The sequence below is a fragment of the Ruegeria sp. AP7 genome, from assembly GCF_056539905.1.
The window spans coordinates 1-20,528 of the sequence record NZ_JBQFVT010000020.1; the positions used below are offsets into that span (position 1 = coordinate 1).

Consider the following 20,528-nt stretch of genomic DNA (forward strand, 5'->3'; position numbering starts at 1 on the left):
AGCAGTCTTTTCCATAAGCATTTTGCCTCTGTTGTCTCGAAATTAGCCCAGATAAAACAATTCGAACGAACGTCCCATTTGGGCTCAAAGCAGCCGTTCGCTGCGTTCTGTCTGAGTGACCGCCTTGCGGACAAAGCGGAAACTCGAAGCAAGCCCTAAGTGCGCCGGCCAGATGAATCTTCAACAACTCTGTCTCAGGTCTACATGGTCCAAGGCGCGCTTAGAGCCTCTATCATTTTCTTCCTTGATTACATGCTTGTGCGTAGGCAGTATACAGCACCCAACACTGCAAACAGAAACGAACGCGTGCGATGCGTTCCCTCCCTCAATGTCCCACGCCTGAGCTGCGCAGTCACTGGAATGTGGCGACACGTGTCGCGTCCAAGTTTATCAGTCAGCGCCTTGTACAAGGTTCTCTGCGCGGGCGCGATTTTTGTTGCCGACGAATGACTGACCAACGCGACCCTATGCTTGTGTTCGATGAATTCTTCGACCGCCCCAGCAATGGAATCCAGGCCACCGGAAAAAATTAGGATGCGGTGTGGTTCCCATGAACTTTCAGGACCAAACTTGAAGAAGCGCGAACGCTCTGCGTCAGGCTTATCTTTGGCTAAAAAGGAGAACTCGAACCGGTCTCCCGAGAGAAACATCAACGTTTCTTCCAAAGCCAGTAATACGCTCTCCTGGTACCAGAAATCCAGATCGCGGACTGGCATTTCAACAAGAAACCGTCTGTGCCATTTTTTGCCCATTTTCTGATCCGCCGAACCTCCGCGGCTGACGGCGGCATCCGCGCAATAGACAAGGGCGGCAATCTCCAGCAAATCGAGCGCACGGGCCTGCAACCCCTCCACCAACTGCCGGTTTAGTTGTCCAATGCGCAGCTTCATCCCGCCTTCCCGACCATCAATGTCGAGGCGTAAGACTTCATCACCGCCAATTTTTTGTTAGAGGTGGCAGCCATCTGACATTAGCTTCAGGCAACAGCCCGGCGTCGCCCAAATTCTGAGCGCATTTTTTTGAATGCGTAAGCTGTGAACTTGTCTACAGTATAGCGATCAAGTGCTTGTTTCTGCCAGACGGTCTTGCCGTACCAACCGCCCGCATAACCGCTATACCCTCAGTTCCCCTTGGGACACGCCAGTAGATCGTGTCGTTAAAGGTCTTGTTCCTGATCCAGCCAACGGTGAGGTCTTTGAGGATGGCAACAGTGACGACAAAGGGCGAGGCTTTCAACCATCACAGCAAAAAGCGTCGACAACCTTAATAGAAGAGGCAAGAGGATACAGCAAAGTTAACGCTTCAGCAGAGGCTGCATAGAGGAGGTTTCCTCAGCATCACTCAGAGTATACCGAGGATAACTATTTAGAAGCAGTTACTTGGATCATCCTCTTTGACGCTAATCTAGCCACATAGCAACCACATCAGGTTTAACCTAATGAGAGACTCAGGCGACGCTTTGAGCAAACCGCAAGGTGATGTCGTTAATGCGGCGCATTGTTGGAATTTGTGGCCTCCAGAGTCCACTGTATGTCTCACTATGTAGGCTCAGTGGGCTTTGAGGGATAGAGGATTGCACGCTGAGGAAACCTCAAAAGCGTGAACTGGTTGACACTGAAAATACTCTTCTCAAGTGTAAAACACTTCCCCATGCGGTCTTTCATAGAGAACATGTCGAAGGTCCGCTACGAGCCCAAATCGGCCTTTCGTTTAAATGGATCAAACGTTTTGAAAGTGCACAAGTTCTGTGCGTTAGCCTTGTTGGCCTTACTCAAGCGAAAAGCTGACGCAAAGTTCTTGAAAAACCTTTTGAAATTGCTGGGCTGTTGAAAGTCAGCTTTGGGCTGAGGTCGGTCTATCATCTAAGAATAGTCAAAACAGCTTTGGCTATTTTCTCTTCCATTTTTTAGGCAGGTGCTGGCAAAAAATAATTTGGTATACCAAATTCCAAATACCTGATACGACAGCTGTGCGAGATTGCGAATCGGATCTGAGGAGGCCCGGTTCGAGAACTTAGGAGGACCGATAAATGATGAAGTTTCTTGCCACCGTTTCGGTTGCGGCCATGACCCTGACTGGGACCATCGCTGCTGCTGATGAATACCCGTCCAAAACCATCGAGGTTGTAACCCATGCTGGTAACGGCGGCGGCACTGACGTCACCACTCGCATGATGATGCTGCGTGCCCGTCGCGAACTGGGCACCGACATGGTCGTCGTAAACAAGAAAGGAGGCGGTGGCGCGGTTGCTATGGACCACTACTTGACTGTTCCGGCGGATGGCTATTCGATCTTGACCTTTACCATCGGTCATGCCGCAACAGTTGCCAAAGGCAAGACTGAGATGTCTCTGGATGATATCCGCCCGATCGCTCGTGGTACCGATGACCCACAGATCCTGATGGTGCGTTGTGGTGAATACGAGGATGCTGAAGCTTTTGTCGCAGCTCAGAAGGAAGCACCAATCAGCTATGGTACCACCCATTTGGGCAACATCGATGACGTATCGGCGTTTATGTTCACCAAAAAAGGCGGCATGCAGACCCCGAAAATCGTTCCCTTCGAAGGCGGTGGCGAACTCGCGACTCAACTGGTTGCAGGTGCGGTTGACGCGGCTGTTCTGAACCTGGCCGAAGCCGGATCACAGATCGACGCAGGCGACGTTTGCCCGATCGTTGTTTTGGCCAACGAGCGTATGGCAGGTCTGCCGGATGTGAAAACCGCCAAAGAGATGGGCATTGATGTCAGCTTCTCGACCGTTCGCGGCTTTGTTGTTCACGCCGATACGCCTGATGATGTTGCTGCAAAGATCGAGGATTCACTGCTGAAGTCCATGAACCACGGCGTTTACCAAGGCTTCTTGGAGTCCGTCGGATTGGACAGCACGTCGGTGGTGGGTTCCGCAGAGTGGGGCAACCAGATCACCACTATGGTCATCGATATGGAATCCGCTCTGAAAGAGCTGGGTTTTATCGAATAATCTGACCCTTTACGCGCGGCAGGTCAGTTGCTTGCCGCGCTCACTTTTTGTGCGGACAGGTACAACTAATGCAAAAGTCCAATGAGAATACCGGACACGGTCAAAAGCGCGGTTTCGCGCAGCTCGCCGTCCCTTTGGGGATCTTGGTGTTTTGTGCCTGGGCCTTCTGGCTTTCGACGCAATTCGAACGCGTTCCACCAATCCTGAAACGCGGTATGCAGCCCTCCGATTTCCCTCAACTGGTTATCGGTCTGATCATTCTACTTTCAGTCTGGTTGCTTTTTAAGGACCGTGATGAGGTCCCAGCAAAGCTCTCGCGACTTGTACAGTCCACAATCGGATTGCTCATCGGGTTCCTGCTGATTGCCGAGATTGATCTCTTCCTTGGGCTGGGGCTGTTTGCCGTGTCGCTCGCGGCCCTGTGGGGTGAGCGGCGTGTCTGGGCACTTGTGCTGGTCGGCATCATCGCACCGCTGACGGTTTTCTTCTTGTTCAACGGCATTTTTGAGGTCCGCTTCCCGCGCGGGATCCTCACCAACCTCTGGTACGGGTAAAGACAATGGAAGCTGCTCTGATTGGCCTTTTGGCTCTTGCTGATCCCAACCTGCTGGCGCTGATATTTGCAGCGACACTGGGCGGTGTGTTGGTTGGTGCTCTCCCGGGATTGAACGCGACAACAGGTGTTGCGCTGCTTCTTCCCTTTACGATCACGATGGAACCTATTCCGGCCATCGCAATCCTGACAACGATTTATTGTGCCGCGACATTTGCCGGCGCAATCACTGCTATTCTCATCAATACGCCCGGGACTTCGGCCAGTGCCACCACTTGCTTAGATGGCTACCCCTTGGCGCAAAGGGGAGAGGCAGGCCGCGCGCTGGGGATGGCCGCGGTCTCCTCGACCATTGGTGGAATTATCTCGGTCGTGTGCCTGATGGCCGCTGCCCCATTGATGGCGCGGGCTGCGTATAACTTTGCACCGCCTGAATACTTTGCGCTGACAGTTTTCGGTCTGTCGATGCTGGCAACAATTGGAGATGGATCGCCGGTTAAGAACATCCTGTCCGGGGCGTTTGGCGTGCTGATCGCCACTGTCGGTGTCGACCTGCTGACCTCGATCGAACGGTTCACGTTCGGCCTGAATGAGCTGAGCGAAGGTATTCCATTTGTGCCCGTCATGATCGGTGTGTTCGGCATCTCTGAATTGCTGGTACAGGCAGATAACCTGCATGTAGAGCGCAAACACGTCATCATGAAGGCTATTCGCTTGCCATCTCGCGAAGACTATTCCCGCGTTTGGAAAACCATTTTGCGGTCGTCTGGTATAGGCACGTTCATCGGAATCTTGCCAGCCGAAGGTGCAACGGTGGCTTCAATGATCGGCTATAACGAGGCCAAGCGTTGGTCCAAGAAACCTGAAGAGTTCGGCAACGGCTCTCTCGAAGGTATCGCCGGGTCCGAGGCTGCAAATAACTCGGCCACGGGTGGTGCGATGGTTCCGACGCTTGCCCTGGGGATACCTGGCAGCCCGACCGCCGCTGTGATCCTAGCCGGTCTAATGGTGCACGGCCTACGACCCGGCCCTACGATGTTTACAGAGCAGGCCGACTTTGCCTTCGCAATCTTCTGGTCGATGATGTTGGTGAACATCTTGTTCTTCTTTATCGGACTTTGGGGTGCCAAGATCTTTGCCCGCGTTACGTTGATCCCGATCCAGATCTTGTGGCCTTGCGTCTTCATCTTGTCGATCGTGGGTGCTTATGCGCTGGAACAATCCATGCTGGATGTCTGGATCGCCATCGGCTCTGGCATTCTGGGCTTTTTCATGCGTCGTCATGGTTTTTCCGTCGTTCCCATGGCGATCGGTTTGATCCTGGGCGGTATGCTGGAAACACGCCTCGGCCAGTCGATGGTGATGCTGGACGAAAAGTGGTGGCTCATGGTGACCCGTCCGCTGACACTCTTCTTCTTTGTTCTTACGGTCCTGGCTCTGTTCGGTCCGATGCTGTGGGGACGCCTTTTCAAACAACGCTCGCCGCTTAAGTCGACCGGAGAATAACAATGACCACAATTAAAAACGTCCGCACCCGTGTCTGGAATTGGAAAGGTAAGACCGTTCCGCCGCAGGGCAATTTCTGCACCAACGCCAGCGACTTGTTGTGGGAAAAGGGCGATGCGATGTCCTCTTTCCGTTTTCACCAGTGGTTGACCTGCGAAATTGAAACCGAAGATGGCACAGTCGGCATCGGCAACGCTGCCCTAGCGCCAGGTATTGTAAAAAAGGCCATCGACGAATGGTTCGCACCTATGGTGATGGGCGAAGATCCGTTCGACTATGCCTACCTCTGGGAAAAGATGTACCGCCGCTCGCATGCATGGGGCCGTAAGGGTATTGGAATGACAGCGATTTCGGCCATCGACATCGCCATCTGGGACCTGATGGGCAAACTGGCGGGCAAGCCTGTGTTCAAGTTGCTTGGCGGTCGCACCAAGGAAAAGATACCGGTCTATTACTCTAAGCTCTATTCGGGCCCCGTCGAAGCGATGCAGGCCGAGGCGGAAGAAGCCAAGAATGACAACTATCAAGGCTACAAGATGCGGTTTGGCTGGGGGCCAAAAGACGGCATGGCCGGCATGCGAGAAAATCTGAAGCGCGTCGAAGCGGTGCGCGAAGTTGTTGGCTATGACGTCGACCTGATGTTGGAATGCTATCAGGGTTGGAACGTCGATTACACCAAACGGATGCTGCCCCAACTGGCGAAGTACGAACCGCGTTGGCTGGAAGAACCAGTGATTGCCGACGATGTGGAAGGATACCGAGAGCTTAACGCAATGAATATCGTGCCCATTTCGGGTGGCGAACACGAGTTCTCGCTAATTGGCTGCAAGGATCTGATCCAAAAGAAAGCCGTCAGCGTGTTGCAATATGACACTAACCGAGTGGGCGGCATCACGGCTGCGCAAAAGATCAACGCCGTTGCCGAAGCTTTCCAGGTTCCAGTCGTTCCGCATGCAGGTCAGATGCATAATTACCACCTTACCATGGCCAATGCGAATTGCATGATCAGCGAATACTTCCCGGTATTCGACGTCGAAGTTGGAAACGAGCTGTTCTATTACATCTTCGAAGGCGACCCAGACGCCGTGGATGGCTATCTGGATCTGGACGACAACAAGCCCGGCCTCGGGATCGAGATTTCGAACAAGCATCTACATGACTTCGAGGTGACGGAATGAACCGGAAATACACAGGTATCTGGCCGGTCGCGCCAACACCGTTCAATGATGACGGGACACTTGATCTCGAAGGTATGAAACGGGTGCTCGACTGCCTGATTGATCAAGGGGCGGATGGAATCTGCGTTCTGGCCAACTTTTCAGAACAGTTTCTGATTTCCGATGCCGAACGCGAAGTTCTTGCGCGGCTGTCGGTCGAACATATCGCGGGACGGGTGCCGGTGATAGTAACGATCAGCCATTTTGCTACGCAGATCGCTGTTGAGCGCGCGCAATTCGCCAAGGATTTGGGCGCTGATATTGTTATGATGATGCCGCCATATCATGGTGCACTTCTGAAAGGCACGCCCGAACAGAGCTTCGAGCAATTCGCAGCCGTCGGCGAGATCGGCATTCCGATCATGGTTCAGGATGCGCCACTTTCCGGCGTGGATCTGCCTGTGCCCCTGCTGGTACGTATGGCACAAGAGATTGAGGCCGTGAAGCTGTTCAAGATCGAATGTCCCCGTGCCGCCAACAAGATCCGAGCGCTAATTGAACAGGGTGGCGATGCAATCGAAGCGCCTTTTGATGGCGAAGAAGCCATCACGCTTCTGGCGGATTTGGATGCCGGTGCAACAGGTTCGATGACTTCTGGCATGATCGTGGATCAGATCAAACCGGTACTGACCCTCCACCATGCCGGGCGCATCGACGAAGCGAACGCCGCCTATGGCCGGGTAGCCATGGCAATTAATCACGAAAACCGTCAATGCGGTTGGCAATCGTGCAAGGCCGCGATGGTAGAAGGCGGCGTAATCAAATCAGAATTTTGCCGCCATCCAATTCCGCCGTTGCATCCCTCGATCCGCTCGCGTCTGATCGACCTGTTGCGGCTGTTGGATCCTATGGTTTTGAGCTGGGGGAAGTGATTTGAGCGAGAGCTGGATTGATAGCCTGAAAGAAGAAGGTGGTGTAAAGCCACGCAAGACGCTTGCCGAGGAAGCCGCCGATAACCTGCGCGAATTTATTCTGCTAGGCAAGCTGGCCCCCGGTACAGCAATTCCCGAACGCGATCTGGCCGAGGCGCTTGGCGTATCCCGTACGCCTTTGCGCGAAGCCTTGCGGTTGCTCGAAGTTGAAGGGCTAGTGGAGTACTCGGCCACGCGGCGCCCGCACGTTGCTGACCCTTCTCTGCACGAGTTGACGCAGTATATTTCGGTCCTGGGCGCTCTCGAAGCATTGGCGGGTGAAATCGCCTGCGTCGAGGCAACGATGGCTGAAATAGCCGAAATCGTTCGCTTGGGCGCTCGTATGTCCAAAGGTTCTGGAAACCTCGAGCCGCTGGAGTTCTTCCAACTCGACATGCAGTTTCATGCGGCCATCGTTGAAGCCAGCAGGAATGAGCCCCTGATCGAAACGCACCGGCAATATAACGCCCGCCTTTGGCGTGCCCGCTTCTTGTCGTCGCAACAGGTTGATCGTCGTGACAATACCCTGTCTGAACACTCGCAGATAACTGATGCCCTGCAAAAGCGTGACGCACCTGCGACACGGCGGGCGCTGCGCGATCACCTGAATAGTACAATCGAGAATATTAAACGCCTCCACGCCCAAAGCAGTGGAGCAAAGTCCGAGGACTGAAACATGAAGCCCAGAATTGGAATTATCCCCGGTGATCCAAGCGGCATCGGGCCGGAACTGATCGCAAGGTTGCTGACTTCGGAAAGCGTATCCGATGCGGCCGACATTCTGCTGATCGGCGACAAGCATGTTTTTGAAACGGGGCAGACCGTCGCCGGTGAAACCTATGACCTAACTCCCGTTGACGCGTCGGCCGACTGGACCCGAGCACCGGCGTTCGCCCTGCACGAGTTGGAGACGATTGCACCTGACGAAGTCAGGGTTGCCGAAGTGACCGAAGCTGGCGGAGCATCGGTTCTGCGAACGTTGGATACCGCTTTGGAACTGACGCGCACCGGTGTGATTAACGCCATCGTATTTGGCCCGTTCAACAAGGCCGCGATGCACTTGGCAGGGTTGGGTCACGATGACGAGCTTCACTACATGGCCGAAAAGCTGGGCGTGACCAACTACATCTCGGAACTCAACACGCTTGACGGCATGTGGACCAGCCGTGTGACCAGCCATGTTGCCCTGCGTGACGTGGCTGACATGATCAGCGAAGAGCGTGTTGCCGAAGCGGTGCACCTGATCCACAACACACTGCGTCGTTCAGGTCTCAAACACCCTCGGATTTCAGTGGCCGCGATCAACCCGCATGCCGGTGACGGAGGCAATTTCGGCACCGAAGAGATCGACATCCTCGAACCGGCAGTCCGCAAACTGGCTCAGGGGCAGATGTCGGTTGATGGCCCGTGGCCGTCCGATACAGTGTTCCTCAAGGCGGTTGCCAAGGAAATCGACGCGGTAGTGACCATGTATCACGACCAAGGTCAGATAGCGCTTAAACTGCTTGGCTTTGACCGTGGAGTGACGGTGCAAGGTGGTCTGCCGTTCCCTGTTTCCACCCCGGCCCACGGAACGGCCTTTGATATCGCAGGGCAGGGCTGTGCAGACGTCGGGGCAACCCGCGCTGCGTTTGACATCGCATGTGACATGGTCACGCATTGGGACAACTGAAACATGACTTTTAAGCCGCACGGAAAACACCTGATTGCAGGTGAATGGGTCGCTGGCGACGCGCAATTTTCATCCTCCCCGGCGAGTGGGGACGCACATGAGTTCTCATCAGGAACCGCCGCCCATATCGACACAGCAGTCCAAGCCGCCGAAGAGGCATTTTGGAGCTTTGGGTATTCCAGCCGCGAAGACCGCGCGGCTCTGCTGAATGCGATTGCTGATGAGATTGACGCGCGCGGCGATGTCATCACCGATATTGGAACGCAGGAAACCGGCCTTCCCGAAGCTCGGCTTCAGGGAGAGCGCGGTCGTACAGTAGGCCAGTTGCGCCTGTTTGCCTCTCACATAGTGTCAGGGGACTATCTGGACCGTCGCCATGACGAAGCGTTGCCAGATCGAGCCCCTTTGCCGCGTCCGGACCTGAAAATGGTACAGCGCCCCATAGGGCCGGTTGCCGTTTTCGGTGCATCGAACTTTCCGCTTGCGTTCTCAACCGCCGGCGGAGACACGGCTTCGGCGCTAGCCGCCGGTTGTCCTGTTGTGGTCAAAGGCCATCCCGCGCATCCGGGTACAGGAGAGATCGTCGGAGAAGCCATCAAGGGCGCAATCGACAAGACGGGCACGCATCCTGGCACTTTCTCATTCGTACACGGTGACACGATGGCGGCAGGGCAGGCGTTGGTAAAACACCCGCTGATCCGAGCGGTAGGGTTTACCGGCTCTCTGACCGGTGGCCGGGCACTGTTCGATCTTTGTGCGCAGCGTCCTGAACCTATTCCGTTCTTTGGTGAACTGGGCTCAATCAACCCGATGTTCATCCTGCCGGCTGCCGCTGCCACCCGGGGTGCTGAAATTGGTGCCGGCTGGGCAGGTTCGCTTACGATGGGTATGGGCCAATTCTGTACCAACCCTGGCGTTGCAGTCGTATTGAAGGACCACGCCGAAGCAATTGCCAAGGCAGCAGTCGAAGGTTTGAAGTATACCGCCCCTCAACCGATGCTGACGGACGGCATTGCGGCGGCTTATCGCTGCGGTCAGTCAGCGCTTGCTGCAGAACCGTCTGTTACCGAATTGCTGGCAAGCGTGTCCGACGGGCGCACCGCAACCCCATTCCTATACCAGGTCTCCGCACAGGATTGGCTGGGTAATGAAACACTGGGACACGAGGTTTTCGGGCCGTTGGGGCTTCTCGTAGTCGCAGAAAACATGGAGCAGATGCGTGAAGTCTCAATGTCCCTGCAGGGGCAGCTCACGTGCACGCTGCACATAGATCCAGATGACGCAGAAATTGCCCAAATGTTGATGCCAGTTCTTGAACGCAAAGCTGGCCGGGTTCTTGTAAATGGCTTCCCGACTGGAGTGGAAGTCAGCGACACGATGGTACATGGAGGTCCATACCCAGCTTCCACAAACTTTGGGGCAACATCTGTAGGCACACTGGCCATCCGACGCTTCTTGCGGCCTGTTTGTTTCCAGAACGTACCAGTAGGAATGTTGCCGGAGCAGTTCTAGCCTTGTCTGATGTTTTTTGGGTTAGCAGATCAGCAATCTGTTTCCGTTGAGTTCGCCAAAGTTTGGGTTTGGCCTTCAGGTAGGTTGCGGTATCGGAATGACTGCATGTTGCTGGTTGCCCAACGTTTGTGATTTTATGCCAAAAATTGCACCAAAATACCTCGCAACTATCTGAAATCTCGTAAAAATAGTGCTGGCTCTACGCCCAAACCGTGACGATAACCGGGTGCCACCGCACAGCACGGCAAAGAAAAGTCGAAGATGGCAGGAAATCGCAAAGTCTGTGCCCTGTGAATCTGTTACCAATTTTGGGAATGTTGAGGTCCGCCTGAACATATGTAAAAGCCCGTGCTGCCGATATTTAGGGGACAAGGCAGCACGGGCTGTATGCGGTAGCAAGCAAAAGCATAGAGCTGTTGGATTACAAGAAAAGCCCGTGTTGCAGAGCGACGGTCAAACGCGAGAAGGAGCGCGCACTGTTTCGCCGAAAACGAAGCCGTCAACCTTGTAACAGAAACAACATCCGAGGGGCTGAACTCCATTTTGTTCAGCCCCTCGCGTGGGGGTCATGAGTGATGGAACCGTCTAATTTTACTCGTTAAAACGAGACCGTCCACGTTATGTTAACAATCATTTTATATTGTTTCTGAAATCGAAACAATGCGATTTTGTGGACGATTAATCCGCGTGACATTTAACCCACGGTTCATCAAAAGTTGAGAACTCTGCTCCATATTTTTCTGTGTAGCAGGGCACGTACCTCGTGTCTTGCATGGTTGCGCGGGACAAACCGTCCCCCGTCCCGCGCGCCTCTATTTTGCAACGCGATTTGTTGCGGGTGAGGGCGGCGTAAGCTGTACTCCAATTGTTGCAGACAGGGGATTGAACTCTGATCTGCCACGCAGCATTTGACGCGTTGACCGGGAAAAATCTCTGCTCGATCATTTGTGGTCAGAATGTCAATATCGTGAACCCCTGGTGAACCCCAAAAAGAAAGCGGGCACGATAGAAAGGGGCAAAAATGTTTTGTTTTTAATGGGTTGATGGTGCTGCTGGAGAGAATTGCACTCTCGACCTCTCCCTTACCAAGGGAGGGGTGGGTAGCGACTGACACCGCCACAGGCACCAAAGCAGCTTTATTTACAAGGATATGCCGTCTATATTCCCGACACGGGCTGTCAGAGATACGCGCCCCGGTGCGCCATATGTGAGCCACAGCCAAACGATGATGATGGGAATACGATGACAGCCGATAGCAAAACCACAGGCGTGGTGCGCCTCAAACGCAAAGCCGCCGAACCTGTGAAACTCACGACTGCCCGGGTGGCGAAACTGCAACCACGCGCAAAGCCATATGACGTGCGGGATGCGCAAACCCCGGGCCTGATTGTCCGCGTGCAACCAAGCGGGTCGGCGTCATACTACGCCAAGTCTCGCATCGGAACCGGGCGGGGTGCCGTGGCGCGTAATATCCGCATTGGGTCGGTCGACGCGGTTCCGTTGCATCAGGCACGGGCCGAGGCGCTACGGCTGATTGCAGAGATGCGCCGGGGAATAGACCCAACGGACCAAACCGACGCGATGTCTCTCTCTCAGCTTGTCGACGCATACGCCGAACGCTTGGCGCAACGGGGCGTCGTAAAGCGCAAGGATGTGGTTTCATGCCTGCGCCGTAACCTCAAACGCTACATGCCCCGTCCTGCGCGTGACCTAACGAAAGCGCATGTGCAAAAGACGATGGAAGCCATAGAGGCCCGGGGGCAGCAAAGCGACTATTTCCGCAAATGCGCATCGGGCCTGATGGCTTGGGCGGCAAAGTCTGAATACGTGTCGCACAACTTTGTGCGGGACTTGGACGTGGACAAGGCAACCAAGGCGCAACGGCTGAACACACGCCCCAAGGTGACATTCATCACGCCCGAGGAAATCCGCGCTTTTTGGGTCGCGACTGAACAGATACCCAACCACACGCACCGGGATTTGCTGCGGTTCATGCTGCTGACCGGACAGCGACGCACCGAAACGGCGTGGATGACGCGCGCCGATTTGGCCGGGGATGTGTGGACCGTTCCGGCATCGCTGCACAAGATGGGCGAAGCGGTGCGGGTTCCGCTTGGTCTCGTCTCTCAGCGCATTTTGGCGGCCCAACCGAAACACGCGGGCGTGGACTTGGTGTTTCCCGGTCGGCACGGCAAGCGCATCAGCGGGTTTTCACAGCTACTGCGCCCGGTGAAAGAGGCGCTGAACGAACCCGGGTTTGGGTTTCATGCGCTGCGCAGGACATACCGGACCGGGCTTGAGGAATTGGGCGTGCCCGAACGGGTGGCCGAACTCATGATTGGGCACAAGCGCGATGACCTGATGCAGCGATATTCCAAGGCTGAATTATGGGCGCAGCGGGTTGAGGCCCAAGCGCAATGGGAAAGCCATATTGCGCAGGTGGTGGCGTGATGGGCGAGGAAAAAAAAGACAACCGCATCACAATGGAACTGCCCACCACGTTTGATGGTCGGCTTGTTGGCGCTGCGTATTTACGCCTGCGGGCTGCCTTGGCCCACGCGATGCTTTATCCGACCGAAAGCGAAAGGCGCGGTGCGTCGCTGACGGCTTCAATCGCGTATTTGCAAGAGGCATACCCGGAACTGATACCGGGCGATGAGTTGGCGGCGTTGCAACGGATGCGGGATGAGATGATGCACGCCGATATTGTGTCGCATCTGCGCGACCCCGGCATTGGTCAGCCCCCGGTTTCAATCGGAGAAGCCACGGTGCGCTGTGCTGCAATTGCCTGCGTGCATTTCCTGCGGGACGACAAGGTCCACGGTCAGGAGATGACAACGACGAAAGCCCGCAAGGAAGTTTCCACGATATTGCGCGGCACAGGCCGGACGGATAGCGCGGCGCGTGTGCAGAGATGGGAACTTGAATGGCTGCCGGAACAGCGCATTGTTAGCGGGCACACCTTGGCCGCTGCTGACCCGGCAAAAACGGTTGAGGCATTGCAGCACGCGGTCACGAAATCCCACAACCTGCTGCAATCCCCGGTGATAACTGCGCGCGATTTCCTGCGCGAAACGGTGCAGAGATACGCGGCCAAGGCGTAACCGAACGGTAAAAACCCGCAATATCACGCGCATAAATGATTATCGGTTTACCCCCTATCCAAACCGATAGACGTTTTGCACCAAATTGGACGTGCAGAGTTTGTTACCGATTGCACGGGGTTTGAAATGCAGGAAATCACACACACGAAACAGCCCGTTTTGGCCGCTGCGGGCGGGATGATTGAACGGGACGTGCTGTACTCTACGCAGGACTTGGCCGCTATCTTGGGGGTTTCGCCACGCACGGTTGAACGGTGGCGCAAGGATGGACGCGGGCCGAAGGTGACGCGGCTGTATGCCAACGCACCGCCCAAGTATCGCGGCAAGCACATCCTTGAAGCCTTGGACGCATCACAGGAACCGTAACGAGATGTTGGGGATGGTGATGCAGGTGGGGCGATGAACCCCCACCCGCAAGCCAAACTCTACGCCACAGGCGCAGATGATGAGGCCGCGATATGACACGCGACGAAAGCCAATATGCACGCACACGCCGCGCGCCGCAAATGCCCGATTGTGGCGGATTGTGGTTTCGCCGGATTGGGGGCGGCAATGGATGACCTGAAATCAGGACAGGTGCGCATCAAAAGCCATCAGCAGGCGCGCAAATGGGCCGAGGATGTGATTGCAGCCAACCCGGGTGAAGCAATGACGCCCACCGCCCGGTTGCTGTTGGTGTGGCTAGCACAGCGTTGGCACAAGCAGCACGACCGCCACGGCATCCGCGCGTCTGTCCGATACATCGCCAAAAAAACCGGGTGCGGCAAAAACTCAGTCGAACGCGCGTTGCAGGAATTGCAGGCCGGACGGGCGATTGAAAACATCGCGGACCCCGAAAGCGCCGCCCGGTGGATACTGAACCCGGGATATTCCGAGGTTGTGGAGTGTCCCCAAAATGGGGACACCCCCGACCCCAAAATGGGGACACCCAAACCCGACCAGTGTCCCCAAAATGGGGACAAGATACATATGGCACCCGCATCGCAAACTTTTGACGGCTTCGCGCGTGTAAACGGAACCTCTCAGGACAGCGCCCAAAGGCGGGACTTCGCGGCTAGCGATGCACCCGAAATTGAGGCCGGGGCCGATTGGGAACCTGTGCCGTGGTGGGCGCAATGACGGTCGGTCTCGCATATCCACCTGCGTTGCGCCTGCGTCTGCGGTCAGAGGCACCGCGAAAGGACAAGGTGACACGGTGGCAATGTCTCGCTTCCTTCCTTCGCGGCTGCACCTGTGGCGAGGTTTGCGCAGGTGCTGAGATATGGGCGGGACGTGTGGATTGCGTTGCGCACCATCACCACCGGAACCGACATCCGAGATTGCAGGACAACAGCGAAACCACGTGGTCGCTTTCTCAGCGTCTGCACGACATCAGCCAAGCCAAACAACGTCAGGAGATGATGACATGATGACGGTCACAATTGCGGGCCGGGTGTCCAAAGGCGCGCAACTCACCAAGGCCGGACATAGCGACGTTGCGAATTTCCGCGTGCAAGTCGGTCGGGGCGATGATGCGCAGGTGGTCGGATGCAGCTTGTGGGGCAAGCGGGCCTTGGCGCTGAATGACCATATCGTGCAAGGCGTGCCGGTCACGGTTTCGGGTGCGCTGAAACTCGAAACCCACAGGGGCAACACGAACCTGACGATTGCAAGCGTGACGGAAATCGAACTACTCGACACGGTGGAAAACGTGAAGGCCAACCGGGAACGGTGGAAGGCCAAGCGCAACGCCGAACGTCAACAGCGCGAAATGGACCTGCAACAGCAGCAACATCGGCAAGGCCCAAAAAGCACACAAGGCAAGCGCAACCGGGTAGCCGAAGGCGGCGATGCGGGCGACGTTATAGACGGCAAACCTTGGGGGCTTGGTGACTGATGCGCCGAACAAGCGTGAATAGCCGAGAGATAACCGCATGACACGCAAACAGGACAAGCCCAACACACGCGCGCAGGCCGAAGCGTATGCGCAAGGTCAGGCTGCTTTCATTCGCGGTATATCGGTGGTGGACAACCCGCACCTGACGGATGTTGCGTTTATTTGGTGGCACCGGGGATGGAAGGCCGCCCAAGCCGAAAGCCTGCCACCTGACACGCCGTGCTGCCCGTGGTGCAACCGGGCGATTGTCACGCATCCTTCGATGGCTGCAAGACCGGAGGAAACGCAATGACTGCACCGAACGCCAAGCAATGCGCCGTTTGTGGTGTCGCGATACGGTCCGTTGCGTCCGCGCTTCCCTTGCTTTTGCGACGGGACAACCCGGGATATCGGTTTGATTTGCGCTTGCCGTTGCACACGCGCCGAAGCCACCCGAAGATGCACGACCGGGGCAATGTGGTTGCCATCTGCGGCGATGACTGCATGACACGCGCAGCTAAGCGCAACGCCGAAGGTCAGGCGCTATCGGATGAATTGCACGCACAGCGAGAAAACAAAGCGGTGGCACGCAGACGCCTGCGAGACGGGTTGGCAGAGGGGCAGCGTCCGACAGCCTGCGAGTGGTGCGGCGAGGTGTTCCCCAAGCAGCGCAGTACTGCCCGGTATTGCTGTGACGCATGTCGGGCGAAGGCGCGGCGGGCGCGATGCAGCTAATAGTGGCAGGCAATCGCAAGATTATGTCACCGGAGCGTATGCTTGCCAGTAACACTGAGACTATATCTAGCAGCGCGCGAATGTTTGGAAATTATCAGGATTAAAATTGATGAATGAAACAATGACACAGCTGATAATATTGGTGTGGTTCCTGATGTCCGTCGTTTGGTTGATAGCCTTCGGCAAAAAACCCAAAACAGAACAAAAACGCGTTGCCGTCACCATAGAAAACAACTCCAAAAATAACATAAACGACCGCTGGCGCGTACAGGACCGCTGACGACTGGTTCCGAGTGCTGACGGGAGGTTGCTGGTGCTGGCTGTTGGGGGGGCGGAGCAGTCGTTCAAGCCTAGTGCAGCGAATGACTGCATCGAGCCCGATGCAGAAGTTAAAGGAGCCTAAAAAAGGCAGCTATCCCTTTCGCGAAATCACCTTCACGAGGTACAAAGTAGCGGACAAAGACGTAACGCAACTCTTAGGGAAGCACTTTGTCTTTCTAGCCTTAAAATTATTGCTGGCTAGCCAACCATCGCGCTTTAGTTTTCTGGATGTTTCCGTCGACTTATGAGCCGTCGCATTGACCCGGCCGCAAGGGGTCGGGCCAGAGACGAGAGAATAGGGGTCGATGTTCAGACCCAAATTGTCCCTGCCTCACCATTGCGACGACATTTGGTGGAGAATGTAAAACTTTGGAGCCAGAGGGAAAATGGATGCTTCAGTCTCCAATACCCTAGACTTGCACGGATTTCTTTCCGTATCGCCATCACACCATTCGCGGGTCGATTGGTCTGCCCCGCTTTGACTTGTGAAATACTATGTTCGCTGCTCGCAAACTTTGGTCGCGAGTTTCATAGGTCCTTTAGAAGGAAACATGCCTTTCTCATGGAGAGCGTACACGGAAAGTAATCTGTTTCCGTTCCTCGCACGTATCCACAGGGTTAACTAAAAGTTGAGAGGAAAACACATGAAAACTGCATTGATCACCGCCACCATCGCTTCGTTTGCATTCGCATCTGCAGCCTTCGCTAATGCAAGCAACGGAAAAGGCGAAGGCAAAGGCCGCACAGGCGTCGGTGAAACCGTCTCCGGAACACCAGGTGTCGCCGACGCAGCAAGCGGCCTGAACGGCGGCTGGGGCAGCGTTGGCGGGGTGTCGAACGGCAAGGGCTTCTCTGAAAAGTAACTACCCCGCATTACAGCTTTTGAAAGGGCTGGTGGCAAGTGCACTGGCCCTTTCTCTTGTATCCGAAAAATGTCGGCGCGGCGATTCTACTTGTGAGTTGCGTTCACCGCCCAGTTTTTCTCTCCACCCCGGCAATAACTGCAAGGCTCTCCGGTACAGATGCCATTTAGTTTGGCTTGGGATCGGCAATGTAAAGACTACGCCCAGAAAGGCCGGAACCAGCGACAGGAATCGAGGCCCCTGCTATATGATTAGTGTTATGGCGATAATCGGGGTCGTCCGCTCTGTCCCGCATAGCGCAAACTCGTCTAGACTGCTTGAATGTCCGCTCCCCCGTCAAAACCGAGCAACCTCCTGCATCTAAATAAAGAAGCAACTGCAGGAGTTTGATCCATGGGTAGCTGTCTGCCCTTGGCGTTCTCGTCGGGAGTTTTCTACACAATCAGCGGGGCGGTGACAGCCACCGACCGCTATTGGTTTGGTGGTGAAACCTGCTGGATTTTGGCTGCATCCGTCTGAATTCCCACGCAAAAGGTCTCAGGTGTGGGGGTTTGCAGGCGTTTATCCCGTCTGCGTCTGCACCTTTTGGCACGGTTGGGGGTGCTGAGAGATGGGGATGCGGGTCGAAACGGCAAAAAAAGCGCAAATGTGCGCCACGGGTTATGGGCGCTTGTGGCGGGGTTGGGCGTAACTTGTTGATATGATGGTGCTGCTGGAGAGAATTGAACTCTCGACCTCTCCCTTACCAAGGGAGTGCTCTACCTCTGAGCTACAGCAGCGCTGTGGGCGGGTGATTAGACTCAAACGAAACGCGGCGCAAGGGTGTCTGGACGGTTTTTTTCCACTGCTATAGAGAAAGACAATGGCAGACAAAAATTCACCCAAAAAGCACGGCAAATCCGGGGAAACGCGCGAGGACCGTTTGAAGGCGGCTCTGAAGGCGAATATGGCGCGGCGTAAGGCACAGGCGAAAGCGCGGGCAGCTTCCGGGCACAAGGCCGACAAGGACGAGGGATAAGAGCAGATGGATTCGATTCTGGTGACGGGCAACGGCCCACTGAGTGGGCAGATTCCCATTGCAGGGGCGAAGAATGCGTGCCTGACGCTGATGCCTGCGACGTTGCTCAGCGAAGAACCGCTGACGCTGACCAATGCGCCGCGCCTTAGTGACATCAAGACAATGACCGCATTGCTTCAATCTCTTGGGGCTGAAGTGTCCGCATTGCAGGATGGGCAGGTGATTGCGATGTCGAGCCACAGTCTGACCAGCCATGTTGCTGATTATGACATCGTTCGTAAGATGCGCGCTTCGAATCTGGTGCTCGGTCCCTTGCTTGCGCGGTTTGGGCAGGCGGTTGTCTCGTTGCCCGGTGGCTGCGCGATCGGCGCGCGCCCGATGGATTTGCATGTCGAAGGGTTAGAGGCGCTGGGTGCCGAAATCGAATTGAAAGATGGCTATCTACACGCCAAGGCACCCGGTGGTCTGAAAGGTGCCGTACACGAAATGCGATTTGCCTCGGTTGGTGCGACTGAGAATGTCGTCATGGCCGCCACGCTGGCCAAGGGTACGACTGTACTCAAGAACGCTGCGCGCGAGCCTGAGATTGTCGATCTGGTAGAATGCCTGCGCAAGATGGGCGCGCAAATTTCCGGTGAGGGTAGTTCGACCATCGAAATTCAAGGTGTCGATAGGCTGCACGGTGCCACCCATCAGGTGGTGACCGACCGGATCGAGTTGGGCACTTATATGCTGGCCCCTGCGATCTGCGGAGGCGAGGTTGAGCTGTTAGGCGGCCGTATGCGGCTGGTCGAAAGCTTTGCTGCCAAGTTGGATGCGGCAGGGGTCAGTGTGGCAGAGACCGACAAAGGCCTGAAAGTGACGCGCAAGAACGGGCGCGTAAGCTCGGTTGATGTTGTTACCGAACCGTTCCCCGGATTTCCGACCGATTTGCAGGCGCAGATGATGGCGCTGATGTGTACAGCCGAGGGAACTTCGGTGCTTGAGGAACGCATCTTTGAAAATCGATTTATGCACGCCCCCGAATTGGTGCGCATGGGCGCCAATATCGAGGTGCATGGTGGCACGGCCACCGTCACCGGGGTTGAGCGCTTGAAAGGCGCGCCGGTGATGGCGACCGATCTGCGGGCTTCGGTCTCGTTGATCCTTGCTGGATTGGCGGCGGAAGGTGAAACGGTGGTCAGCCGGGTCTATCATCTTGATCGCGGATATGAACATGTGGTGCGCAAGCTGGAAGGCGTGGGCGCAAAGATCGAACGGATTAAGGGTCAATGACAGACGCGAGTTTCAAAGACGGCCGCGAGGCACCGCTGAACCTTGGGGCCGAGGATGCCGATGACCTGCAGGTTATCGCGACCCTGACGCAGGATGCGATTTTTCCGGTCACCGAGATGACATGGCGCCCGTCCGAGCGTCGCTTTGCCTTGTTGCTGAATCGCTTTCGGTGGGAAGACAAAGATGCCGCTGCCCGGCGAGGCCGTGCATTCGAACGAGTACAGGCAGTATTGGTGTTTGATTCCGTTTTGTCCGTGGCCAGCCAAGGTATCGACCGCAGAGATAAGGATATGATCCTGTCCCTGTTGTCGGTTGAATTTGAGCCCGCAGAAGATGGCGCCGGTCAGGTGTTGCTTACGCTCGCTGGCGATGGTGCGATACGGCTGTCGGTCGAGGCAATAGACGTTACACTCAAGGACGTTACTCGCCCATACATCGCGCCCTCGGGCCAGGCTCCGCAGCACCCCGAGTGAACAATAAACGCGGCATCGCTCAGTCGTTTTCGAACCCACCTGAGAGTCTAGGATTACGACCCGCGACTGTTTTTGATGTGTTCGGTATAAGCCGGACTCTGACCCGTTCGATCCGCGATCTGTGTCAGGCGGATCATCGGGATGACCCCATGAAGCTTGCCCTATGGACCGCCAACAAGGATCCGGCTGCGATCCGAGACTGGATCGATGCCGGAGCCTCTCTGTGGGTCGCGACAAAAGGAGAGGAGGTTGTAGCCGTTGGCGGACTGCGTGCAGAGGGTGAGATTTCATTACTCTATGTCGATCCAGATCACTCTGGGCAACGAATTGGCGCAACTCTTCTGCATCGGTTGCAGGATGAATTGCGCGCGCAAGGCTGCACAGAGGCGCAATTGCGTGCGACCAAAACCGCGCATGGGTTCTATGTCGCGCAGGGTTGGCAGGATGCTGGAGACCCCACTGAATGGAACGACATTCCGCAATATCCGATGCGCAAATCGCTGCATCCAGTGGGCTAAGGGTTGAGGCCACGC

Annotated in this window: 23 protein-coding genes and 2 tRNA genes; 22 read left to right on the forward strand and 3 right to left on the reverse strand. The window is 55.8% G+C overall.

All coding sequences use genetic code 11. From position 1 onward, the window contains the following. Positions 1-248: 248 nt before the first annotated feature. Positions 249-890 carry a hypothetical protein gene (locus ACR0KN_RS21355; protein ID WP_480656416.1) on the reverse strand — a complete coding sequence of 214 codons (642 nt, stop codon included), beginning with the start codon at positions 888-890 and terminating at the stop codon, positions 249-251. 1,139 nt (positions 891-2,029) lie between these two features. Here ACR0KN_RS21355 and ACR0KN_RS21360 point away from each other — a divergent pair. From ACR0KN_RS21360 to ACR0KN_RS21395, 8 genes are all read left to right on the forward strand, one after another. Further along, complete coding sequence (locus ACR0KN_RS21360; RefSeq protein WP_480656418.1) at positions 2,030-2,980, forward strand: Bug family tripartite tricarboxylate transporter substrate binding protein; 951 nt, start codon at positions 2,030-2,032, stop codon at positions 2,978-2,980. A gap of 68 nt (positions 2,981-3,048) precedes the next feature. Next, a complete protein-coding gene (locus ACR0KN_RS21365) occupies positions 3,049-3,534 on the forward strand; it encodes a tripartite tricarboxylate transporter TctB family protein (protein ID WP_480656420.1) in 486 nt (161 codons plus the stop codon). A 5-nt stretch (positions 3,535-3,539) separates the two neighbouring features. After that, positions 3,540-5,039, forward strand: coding sequence for a tripartite tricarboxylate transporter permease (locus tag ACR0KN_RS21370; RefSeq protein ID WP_480656422.1), 1,500 nt, complete (start codon positions 3,540-3,542; stop codon positions 5,037-5,039). 2 nt (positions 5,040-5,041) lie between these two features. Beyond that, the gene (locus ACR0KN_RS21375; RefSeq protein WP_480656424.1) at positions 5,042-6,217 is read left to right on the forward strand and encodes an L-rhamnonate dehydratase; all 1,176 of its coding nucleotides are present in this window, start codon (positions 5,042-5,044) and stop codon (positions 6,215-6,217) included. Then, on the forward strand, positions 6,214-7,128 hold the full coding sequence (locus tag ACR0KN_RS21380; RefSeq protein WP_480656426.1) for a dihydrodipicolinate synthase family protein: 915 nt from the start codon (positions 6,214-6,216) through the stop codon (positions 7,126-7,128). Before ACR0KN_RS21375 ends, ACR0KN_RS21380 begins: the two co-directional genes overlap by 4 nt. Before the next feature lies 1 nt (position 7,129). Beyond that, positions 7,130-7,840 (forward strand): GntR family transcriptional regulator, encoded by a 711-nt coding sequence (locus ACR0KN_RS21385; protein WP_480656428.1) that lies wholly within the window; start codon positions 7,130-7,132, stop codon positions 7,838-7,840. Between the two features lie 3 nt (positions 7,841-7,843). Continuing rightward, positions 7,844-8,839 carry a 4-hydroxythreonine-4-phosphate dehydrogenase PdxA gene (locus ACR0KN_RS21390; RefSeq protein ID WP_480656430.1) on the forward strand — a complete coding sequence of 332 codons (996 nt, stop codon included), beginning with the start codon at positions 7,844-7,846 and terminating at the stop codon, positions 8,837-8,839. 3 nt (positions 8,840-8,842) lie between these two features. Beyond that, positions 8,843-10,351 (forward strand): aldehyde dehydrogenase (NADP(+)), encoded by a 1,509-nt coding sequence (locus ACR0KN_RS21395; RefSeq protein WP_480656432.1) that lies wholly within the window; start codon positions 8,843-8,845, stop codon positions 10,349-10,351. Between the two features lie 1,044 nt (positions 10,352-11,395). Here ACR0KN_RS21395 and ACR0KN_RS21400 read toward each other — a convergent pair. Next, positions 11,396-11,486 (reverse strand) — tRNA-Thr (locus tag ACR0KN_RS21400). A 107-nt stretch (positions 11,487-11,593) separates the two neighbouring features. Between ACR0KN_RS21400 and ACR0KN_RS21405 the strand changes: the two genes are divergently transcribed. From ACR0KN_RS21405 to ACR0KN_RS21450, 10 genes are all read left to right on the forward strand, one after another. Continuing rightward, positions 11,594-12,802: a tyrosine-type recombinase/integrase gene (locus ACR0KN_RS21405; RefSeq protein ID WP_480656434.1), complete on the forward strand. Its 1,209-nt coding sequence runs from the start codon at positions 11,594-11,596 to the stop codon at positions 12,800-12,802. Further along, the gene (locus ACR0KN_RS21410) at positions 12,802-13,455 is read left to right on the forward strand and encodes a hypothetical protein (RefSeq protein ID WP_480656436.1); all 654 of its coding nucleotides are present in this window, start codon (positions 12,802-12,804) and stop codon (positions 13,453-13,455) included. Before ACR0KN_RS21405 ends, ACR0KN_RS21410 begins: the two co-directional genes overlap by 1 nt. A gap of 126 nt (positions 13,456-13,581) precedes the next feature. Further along, on the forward strand, positions 13,582-13,821 hold the full coding sequence (locus ACR0KN_RS21415) for a helix-turn-helix transcriptional regulator (RefSeq protein ID WP_480656438.1): 240 nt from the start codon (positions 13,582-13,584) through the stop codon (positions 13,819-13,821). A gap of 114 nt (positions 13,822-13,935) precedes the next feature. Continuing rightward, positions 13,936-14,574: a helix-turn-helix domain-containing protein gene (locus tag ACR0KN_RS21420; protein WP_480656440.1), complete on the forward strand. Its 639-nt coding sequence runs from the start codon at positions 13,936-13,938 to the stop codon at positions 14,572-14,574. 286 nt (positions 14,575-14,860) lie between these two features. Continuing rightward, positions 14,861-15,331, forward strand: coding sequence for a hypothetical protein (locus tag ACR0KN_RS21425; protein ID WP_480656442.1), 471 nt, complete (start codon positions 14,861-14,863; stop codon positions 15,329-15,331). 37 nt (positions 15,332-15,368) lie between these two features. Next, positions 15,369-15,623 carry a hypothetical protein gene (locus ACR0KN_RS21430; RefSeq protein WP_480656444.1) on the forward strand — a complete coding sequence of 85 codons (255 nt, stop codon included), beginning with the start codon at positions 15,369-15,371 and terminating at the stop codon, positions 15,621-15,623. Then, positions 15,620-16,045 (forward strand): hypothetical protein, encoded by a 426-nt coding sequence (locus ACR0KN_RS21435; RefSeq protein ID WP_480656446.1) that lies wholly within the window; start codon positions 15,620-15,622, stop codon positions 16,043-16,045. Before ACR0KN_RS21430 ends, ACR0KN_RS21435 begins: the two co-directional genes overlap by 4 nt. 121 nt (positions 16,046-16,166) lie before the next feature. After that, entirely contained in the window at positions 16,167-16,325 is a 159-nt protein-coding gene (locus ACR0KN_RS21440; RefSeq protein ID WP_480656448.1) for a hypothetical protein, read from the forward strand. Positions 16,326-17,010: 685 nt separating this feature from the next. Further along, a complete protein-coding gene (locus ACR0KN_RS21445) occupies positions 17,011-17,229 on the forward strand; it encodes a hypothetical protein (protein ID WP_480656450.1) in 219 nt (72 codons plus the stop codon). A 393-nt stretch (positions 17,230-17,622) separates the two neighbouring features. Beyond that, a complete protein-coding gene (locus ACR0KN_RS21450; protein WP_480656452.1) occupies positions 17,623-17,748 on the forward strand; it encodes a hypothetical protein in 126 nt (41 codons plus the stop codon). A 185-nt stretch (positions 17,749-17,933) separates the two neighbouring features. Here ACR0KN_RS21450 and ACR0KN_RS21455 read toward each other — a convergent pair. Beyond that, a tRNA-Thr gene (locus tag ACR0KN_RS21455) sits at positions 17,934-18,008 on the reverse strand. 83 nt (positions 18,009-18,091) lie between these two features. Here ACR0KN_RS21455 and ACR0KN_RS21460 point away from each other — a divergent pair. The 4 genes from ACR0KN_RS21460 to ACR0KN_RS21475 are packed head-to-tail and all read left to right on the forward strand — an operon-like array spanning position 18,092 to position 20,513. Beyond that, positions 18,092-18,247, forward strand: coding sequence for a hypothetical protein (locus tag ACR0KN_RS21460; RefSeq protein ID WP_010441084.1), 156 nt, complete (start codon positions 18,092-18,094; stop codon positions 18,245-18,247). 6 nt (positions 18,248-18,253) lie between these two features. Then, positions 18,254-19,522 (forward strand): UDP-N-acetylglucosamine 1-carboxyvinyltransferase, encoded by a 1,269-nt coding sequence (gene murA / locus ACR0KN_RS21465; protein ID WP_480656454.1) that lies wholly within the window; start codon positions 18,254-18,256, stop codon positions 19,520-19,522. Next, the gene (locus tag ACR0KN_RS21470) at positions 19,519-19,995 is read left to right on the forward strand and encodes a DUF2948 family protein (protein WP_480656456.1); all 477 of its coding nucleotides are present in this window, start codon (positions 19,519-19,521) and stop codon (positions 19,993-19,995) included. Before murA ends, ACR0KN_RS21470 begins: the two co-directional genes overlap by 4 nt. Then, positions 19,992-20,513: a GNAT family N-acetyltransferase gene (locus ACR0KN_RS21475; protein ID WP_480656458.1), complete on the forward strand. Its 522-nt coding sequence runs from the start codon at positions 19,992-19,994 to the stop codon at positions 20,511-20,513. Before ACR0KN_RS21470 ends, ACR0KN_RS21475 begins: the two co-directional genes overlap by 4 nt. Positions 20,514-20,528: the final 15 nt, after the last annotated feature.